At 70.8% G+C, this 8,109-nt stretch carries 3 protein-coding genes; 2 read left to right on the top strand and 1 reads right to left on the bottom strand.

Annotated elements, in window-relative coordinates:
• Positions 1 to 49 precede the first annotated feature (49 nt).
• Together U9980_RS16680 and U9980_RS16675 are read left to right on the top strand one after the other, a co-directional pair.
• Positions 50 to 1,951, top strand: a complete 1,902-nt coding sequence (locus U9980_RS16680) for an ABC transporter ATP-binding protein (RefSeq protein ID WP_322768761.1) — start codon at positions 50 to 52, stop codon at positions 1,949 to 1,951.
• A 97-nt stretch (positions 1,952 to 2,048) separates the two neighbouring features.
• On the top strand, positions 2,049 to 4,295 hold the full coding sequence (locus U9980_RS16675) for an ABC transporter ATP-binding protein (protein ID WP_322768760.1): 2,247 nt from the start codon (positions 2,049 to 2,051) through the stop codon (positions 4,293 to 4,295).
• Positions 4,296 to 4,557: 262 nt separating this feature from the next.
• On the opposite strand, the gene U9980_RS16670 is transcribed toward U9980_RS16675, so the two are convergent.
• Positions 4,558 to 8,061, bottom strand: a complete 3,504-nt coding sequence (locus U9980_RS16670; protein WP_322768759.1) for an AAA domain-containing protein — start codon at positions 8,059 to 8,061, stop codon at positions 4,558 to 4,560.
• Positions 8,062 to 8,109 lie beyond the last annotated feature (48 nt).

The raw sequence follows: 8,109 nt of genomic DNA, 5'->3' as shown, positions 1-8,109 counted from the left end.
GGCAACGGGCTGTCGTCACCGAGAGGTAATCCATGAGCAGAGGTACCCCATGAGCATGGACGTCACCGCGTGGCGGTCGATGCACAGCGCGATGAACACGCAGGACGAACGGCGCCCCTTCTCCAAGGCCACCCTGCGGCGCATCGGCGGGTTCGCCCGGCCGCGCCGCCGGCAGCTGACCTGGTTTCTGCTGCTCAGCGTCGTGACGGCGGTCCTCGCGGTCGCGACACCGGTCCTCGCGGGCCGGGTCGTCGACGCGATCGTGCGCGGCGAGGCCGTCCACGTCGTGGTCGGGCTCGCGGTGCTCATCGCCGTCATCGCGGTGGCCGAGTCCGGCATCGGGCTGGTGTCCCGGTGGCTGTCGGCAACCATCGGCGAGGGCCTGATCCTCGACCTGCGCACCACCGTGTTCGACCACGTCCAGCGGATGCCCGTCGCCTTCTTCACCCGCACCCGTACCGGCGCACTGGTCAGCCGGTTGAACAACGACGTCATCGGCGCGCAGCGGGCCTTCAGTAACACGCTCTCCGGCGTGGTCAGCAACATCGTCGCGCTCCTGCTCACCCTCGTCGTGATGATCAGAATTTCCTGGCAGATCACCGTGCTCGCGCTGCTGCTGCTACCGGTCTTCGTCCTTCCCGCTCGGCGGATGGGCAGCCGACTGGCCCGGCTCGAACGCGAGGCGGCCAACCACAACGCGGTGATGAGCACGCAGATGACCGAGCGTTTCTCCGCGCCCGGCGCGACGCTGGTGAAGTTGTTCGGCCGGCCCGCGCACGAGTCCGCCGCGTTCGCCCTACGGGCACGGCGGGTCCGTGACATCGGAATACGCTCGGCGATGGTGCAGTGGGTGTTCATCACCGCGCTGACCCTGGTCTCGGCGCTGGCGCTTGCCCTCGTCTACGGGCTCGGTGGTTTCTACGCGCTGCGCGGGCAGCTGGAACCCGGCGCCGTCGTCGCGCTCGCGCTGCTGCTCACCCGCCTCTACGCCCCGCTGACCTCGCTGGCCAGCGCCCGGGTGGAAGTCATGAGCGCTCTGGTAAGCTTCGAACGGGTGTTCGAGGTGCTGGACCTCGAACCGCTGATCGCAGACAGCCCGGACGCGCAACGGGTGCCGGCAGGAGGGGTGGCGGTGGAATTCGACGACGTCAGTTTCAGCTACCCGCCCGCGGACAAGGTCTCGCTCGCATCGCTGGAGGAAGTCGCCGTGCTCGACGCCCGTGGCGGTGTCGAGATTCTCCATAACGTGTCGTTCCGGGTCGAACCCGGGCAGCTGGTGGCGCTGGTGGGCTCGTCGGGCGCCGGGAAGTCCACGATCGCGCAGCTGACGGCCCGGCTCTACGACGTCGACACCGGCGCGGTGCGCCTGGCCGGGATCGACGTCCGCGAGCTGACCGCCGAGTCCATCCGCGCGACACTCGGGATGGTCACCCAGGACGGGCACCTGTTCCACGAGTCGATCCGCGCGAACCTCCTGCTGGCACGCCCGGAGGCTACCGAGGACGACCTGTGGGATGCGCTGCGCCGCGCCAGGCTCGCCGACCTCGTCAAGAGTCTGCCCGACGGGTTGGAGACCGTCGTCGGCGAACGCGGCTACCGGCTGTCCGGCGGCGAACGCCAGCGCCTGACCATCGCCCGGCTCCTGCTGGCACGGCCACGGGTAGTGATCCTCGACGAGGCCACCGCACACCTGGACTCCACCTCCGAGGCCGCGGTACAGGCGGCCCTGGCCGAGGCACTCACCGGACGGACCGCGGTGGTGATCGCCCACCGGCTGTCCACCATCCGCTCCGCGGACCTCATCCTCGTCATCGAGGACGGACGGGTCGTGGAACGCGGCACCCATACCGAGCTGCTCGCCACCGGCGGACGGTATGAGGAGCTGTACCGGACGCAGTTCGACCAGCCGGCCGCGGTCGCCGCCATGGCCACGGTGGCCGCGGCCGGATAAGGACCACGACCGGATAAGGACCACGACCGGATAAGGACCACGGCCGGTTGCGGAAAACCGGTGCACGCCGTCGGCCGGTCCGGCGATGATGGATGCGGTGTCCGAGCGGTCACGCATCCAGCATGCGAACGCGCGGGCGCCGGAGGTACCCGAGGGCGGGCCGCGGGAAGCGGGCTGCGCGGGCCTGGCTGAAGGGGGATGCGTGTCCGCTGCTTCCACCGCACGGGACGGCCCAACCCCGACCCGGCCGCCGCCCCTCGTCCCACGGCTCGCCGCGACCGTGCTCGCCCGGCTCACCGCAAGCCCGACGGCCGCCCGCTGCGTCCGGTTCTTCGACGACCAGGGCGGCCGCGTCCTCGCCATCATCGCGCTGAACCTGGTCGGCGCCCTGTCCTTCACCGCGACCCCGTTCATCCTGCGGCACCTGATCGACCACGGCCTGGCCGTGCCGGGCACGTCCGCGCTGCTCCCCCAGGTGGCACTGCTACTGGTGGTGTTCGTGTTCGACGCCGTGACCGGCGCGGCGTCCAGGGTGATCGGCTCGCGGCTCGGTGAGACGGTGACCAGGCGCGTCACCGTCACCGTCCACGACCATCTGCTGCGACTGCCGTTCGGCTTCTTCCCGGGTCAGCGCCAGGGCGAGCTGCTGTCGCTGTTCGGCAACGACGTGCACGAGGTCCGCGCCGCCGTCTCCGTCTCCATGCCGCACGCGATCACCGCCGCGGTCACCGCCATGGTCGGTACGGCCACCGTCTTCGTCCTGGAGTGGCGGCTGAGCCTGCTGGCGGTGCTGCTGGCCCCCGGCGTGTTCGCGCTGACGACCCTCGGCCGGCGCCGTGGCCGCGAGCTGACCCGGCAGCACATAAAGTTGCGGTCCGCGCACTTCGCCCAGCTCGCCGACACCAGCGGCGTCGCCGGTGCGCTGCACGTCCGGCTGTTCGGCCGTACCGACCACGAATCGGCACGGTTCGCGACCGTTGCCGACGACCTGGAGCGGATCGCTGTGCGGCGCACCCGGGTTTCCGCGGTCGCCGGGCTGATGTCCTCGGCCGGCGCCGCCGTCGCGGTCGTCGCGGTGATGGGGTTCGGGGGCTGGCTGGTGAGCAGCGGACGCACCTCGATCGGCACGCTGATCGCCTTCGCGTCCGCGTTGCTGTACGCCTACCGGCCGGTCACGAGTCTGGCGGAGAGCCGCTCGGACCTGCTGGAGGCCGGCGTCGGCGTCGAGCGGATCTTCGGCCTGCTCGACATCCCGCCCGATCCCCGCAACCTGCCCACCACGACCACCACGACCACCACGACCACCACGACCGCCAGGGCCACGGCGACCACCACGACCGCCAGGGCCGCGGCGAGCACCACGACCAGCACGACTGGTCACCGCGCCGACATCGCTGGTCAGCGCGCCGGAACGGCCGTCCGCGAGCCGGTGCCCGGTCAGCGTTGCGCACCGGCCGCTACCAGGGCCGCCCCGGACCTGCTCATCGACCGCGTCTGGTTCCGCTACCGACAGGGCCGGCAGGACGCCTGGTCCGCCGCGGGACGCGATCCACGGCGCCGCTGGTGGTACGTCGGTGACCCCGACGAGGACCCTGCGACGCTGCACGGTGGTCGCGGTGACCCGGCCGGGGACGACACGCAGCGGTGGAATCTGCGCGACCTCGCCCTGGACGTCCGGTCCGGGGAGAAGACCGCGGTCGTCGGGTCCAGCGGTGCGGGCAAGAGCACCCTGGGCTCCCTGCTCGCCGGCATCTATCAACCCGACCGCGGCCGGATCCTGTGCGGCGGCGTCGACCTTGCCGTGATGGACTGGGAGGAACTGCGGGCGCTCGTCGGCGTCGTCCCCCAGGACCCGTACCTCTTCCACGACACGATTGCCACGAACATCCGCTACGGACGGCTCGAGGCCAGCGACGACGAGGTGGCCACCGCCGCGGTCGACGCCGGCCTGCGCCCGCTGCTGGACAAGCTGCCGCGGGGTGTCGAGACGATGGTCGGGGCCCGCGGCTACCAGCTCTCCGGCGGGGAACGTCAACGGCTCGCCCTTGCCCGGGTCCTGCTCGCCGACCCGCCCGTGCTCGTCCTGGACGAGGCCACGTCGCAGCTGGACTCGCTGACCGAGAACGTGGTGCAGGAGGCGCTGGCCCGGCTGGGCACCGGACGCACCCGGGTGGTGATCGCGCACCGGCTGTCGACGATCGTCGACGCCGACGCCATCCACGTCCTGGACGCAGGCACGGTTGTCGAACAGGGCACGCACGGCGAACTGCTGGCGGCAGGGGGCGCCTACGCCCGCCTCTACGCCCGGCAAGTGGGCCAGGAGCAGCCCGCCAGCCATCAGTGATCCGGGGCTTCAGCGATCCGGGGCTTCAGCGATCCGGGGCTTCAGCGACCCCGAGGCTTCGGCATCCACAGACGTCGGCTCGGCCCAGCGCCGACCGACTCGACCCCGATCATCGATAAAGATCGGCGTAAGTTTGTTGTCAGGTACGCTTTTCGGGCCGAAAACCGTACCGTACGACAAACACGCGCCGATCATTACCCGGATCTGATCCGGTCGTCTCCATGCACAGACGGTGGCCGTGTCAGCGTGCCGCGACTCGTCGTCAGCGTCCCGAGCTGACGATTGTGGGATGGATGTCCAGCTCGTCGAGTCGCTTCCACAGTGACGCGAGCGCGGCGACCGGATCGCGGAAATACGCCGAACCCCGGACCCGCCAGAATTTCCAACCCTGCCGCTCAAGCACCCGCTGACGTCGAAGATCGGTTTCCCACTGCTGCGGACCGTGGAACGTGTCACCGTCGCATTCGATCGCGAGCCGGTCACGGGCGCCCTCTACGACCAGGTCGATACGGCAATGACCGACGTGGTGCTGCGGGGACACCCGGTAGCCGCGGCGCAGAAGATCCCGCAGAACGGCGCGCTCGAAGTCGCTTTCGCACCGGTCCTCGAGGGCTTCGGCCCGCGCCCGCGGCGTGTTGACGCCGTATGCGTAGGCGAGCAGCTGCCCACGGACGTCATCGGGATGCAACACGGCGTGATCCACGGTGTGGAAAATCCACAGTTGGTCGCGGGCACGACTGGCCGCGACGTTGATGCGCTGCTGGTCGGCCTTGCGGGTCGCGGCGGAGCGGTTGTCGTCGGCGACGACCGACACGAAGATGACGTCCCGCTCGTCACCCTGGAAGTTGTAGGGGTCACCGACCCGGATCCGTCGGCGCTCATACTCCTCGGCGCCGAGCTTGTCCACGAGCGTCTGCTCGATCAGGCGTCCCTGCCCGGTCCCCAGCAGGGTGACGACCCCGAAGGTCATGCCGTCGTAGGCAGGGTCGTCGCAACAGTCGAGGATCTGCTGGACGAGAGCGAGCGCCTCGGGTTCGTTGACGTCGCCGTACTGGCCGCGGGTGCGTGCCCCGTCGGGCACCCGGACCGGCCGGACCGGCGCGCCGATGCCGATGCCGATGCCGATGCCGAGATCGGTCGCCTCCCGCAGCGGCAGAATCTTCCCGTCGTAGAAGCGGTTGGAGAACTCGATGATGTCCGGTACGCACCGAAAATGCTCGCGCAGCAGCACCTTTCCCGGAAACACCCGGCTCGCGGTGTCGTAGAGGCTGGCCTCCACGTCGAGCAGGGAGCGCTGCGGCAGGTCGGGCAGATGTGAATCGATCAGCTCGAAGACGCGCTCCCGGTTCACACCGACAGCCGCCGGGCTGATCTGCTTGTCGTCACCCACGATGACGACCTTGCGTCCGAGTGCGAGAACACCGAGGGACAGCACGTCGCACTGGCTGGACTCGTCGACGATGACCACGTCGAACAGATCGGTGCGACGAGGGTCGAAGCTCGCCAGCACCCGGTGGATCGGCATGATCCAGACGGGGACGGCCCCCATCGCCGCCGGCATCTGGGCGCGGGCCTCGGCCTCCCACTTTCCGGCGAACTTGCCGGTGCCCTTGCCGATCCTCGCCAGCGCCTGGAGCCACCCTTCAAGCGCCCGCCGCTGATCATCCCGCAGGCTGCGGTGCATGCCGAGCCGTGCCCCGCGGGCGGCCGACTCCAGCACCAGCCGGCGCACCTGTGCCCCGGCATCGGTGATCTGCCGTTGGAGGGCTTCAGCGTCACCCCGACCGAGTAGAGCCTCCAGCCAGGTCTGGGCGTGGCGCCACAGCCAGAGCCGGGCCAGGTCCTGCGGCTGGCCGCAGACGGCGGTGTCTCCCCCGGAGTCGATGACGCGGCCGGCCCAGACCGGCGCGGCGACGGCGAGTAGCCCGGCCAGTAGGTCCCGGCGAGTCAGAGCGGGCCCCAGGCCGGTCAAACGGGCGATCTCATCGCAGGTCGCCTGCCAGGCGGCGAAGTCACGGCGGGCAAGGGTGTCGCGCAGCACGCCCCACAGCGGGCTCGCGCCCGGCTGCCTCTGCCCGGCCTCGAGGGCCGTTCCGAGCTCGTCGAGCCGCGCCGTCAGCGCCTGTTCGTCACCCCGCTTCGCGGCCGCCGCGAGCACGTCGGCGATCTCTCGCAGCTGCGCGCCGGTGGGCCGTGCCGGGGCATCGGGTAGCACTGTGCGCAGCCGGGCGAGCAGCGCCGGTGCGCCCGTGGTCTCCCAGCTGATCGCGCTACGCAGCAGGTTGACGGCATGTTCGAGCCCGGGGAGGAAGGCCGGACCATCGGCGGACAGCGGTGGCGCGTGCAGGTGGCTAACCAGTTCGCCGTACCGGCGACCCGCGCTGGCCCGGGTTACCCGCTCGCGGACCGCCGCCCGGACGGCGTCGACGTCGGCGGGGGTCCGCAGTTCGAAACCGTCGACCCGGGCGGTGGCGTGGAACTCCTTCAGACCCTTGTTACCGAAGCGCGGGATGCCCCTACCCCCGGCGAAACGCGATTCCAACTCGTCGAGAAAGCCCTCGTGCAGACGGGGGTCACCGTCCGGGACGACGATCTCTCTACCGGACGTCCGGTGCCGCGCGTCCACGAGCGTGCCGGCGCATTCGGCGAGCGCCCCGGCCTGCTCCGACCAGAATCCGGCCAGCATCGCGGACTGGGCGACCTGGCCGCGCAGGCTGGACAACCACGGCTCTTCCAGATCGGCGATCAGGGCAGCGGCCCGCGCGACGTCGCCGACCAGGGCGGCGAGCGCCGGTCCGCCGAGCGTGTCAACGGCGGGCAGCACGACGCCCCGCTCTTCAAGATCCGCGAGTTCGTCCCGGAGCCGGTCGAGGGCACGATGTTGCGTGATGAGATCCCCGGCGGACGGGATTGCCGTGAGATCCGGAAGCACACAGCGGGCGGCAGCCGCGTCGGCCGCATCCGTCGCGCCCGCAAGGTGCATCAGGTCGATGAATTCGGCGGCGCTCAGTGGTGGACGCTGATCAACCGACAACCGGTCCGGGATGCGGCCCCACTCCGGCTCGTGGCGGGCGAGCCAGGCGCCGACCTGTGCGGCCTTCGCCGGCCCCTCGGGGAGCGCAAACTCCGCGGCCTCGTCGCGGAGCAGCTCCACCAGGCGCAACTGGAGGTTGCGCTCGCGGGTCCGGGCCGCGTCGAGGTCGCGCCCGAGCGCCTCAAGCATGACGGTCTCCGCGACCGGTTCGATGCCCGAGACCGCGTCCATGATGGTCTGGACGGAGGCGCGCAGTTCCCCGAGCGCGGCCTGGTTGGAGCCCAGCACCGCGATGGAGAAGTCGCGCAGCTCCGCCGGGATCTTCTCGCGGAGTACCGCGAGCGCCTGCTCGTTGTGCGCGGTGACCAGCACCCGCCTGCCGTGGGCGACCAGATGGCTGACCAGGTTCGCGATCGTGTGGCTCTTACCCGTGCCGGGCGGCCCTTGCACCGTGACACCGCGGGAACGGGCGAGCCTGACGGCGATGCGTTCCTGCTCGTCGTTCGTGGGCAACGGCATGAGTAGCCGTTCCCCGATCGCATCCCAACCGTCGTCGCCCGCGCCCGCGCCCCCGTTCTCGCGGTCACCGTCACCGCCCGCCGCCGTGCCGTCGCCTTCCTCCGCCACGATCGCGGCGAACGCCTCCGCCAGGGTGTCGGCCTCGGCGAGCACCTGGCGCAGCTCGGTGTAGAAACGCCGGTGCAACGCCGGACGCGGCCGGACGAACAGCACCCACGTATGTCGACCAGCACCGCTGCCGCGGCCGGGACGGGCACAGCC

It is taken from the genome of Protofrankia sp. Cr1 (genome assembly GCF_963555865.1).
Classification (GTDB): Bacteria; Actinomycetota; Actinomycetes; order Frankiales; family Frankiaceae; genus Protofrankia.
This window is presented reverse-complemented; position numbering and strand designations above follow the sequence as displayed.

Bases quoted from the DNA above. Each gene is read 5' to 3' on its own strand.
- U9980_RS16680 (WP_322768761.1), top strand. From the start codon at position 50: ATGAGCATGGACGTCACCGCGTGGCGGTCGATGCACAGCGCGATGAAC.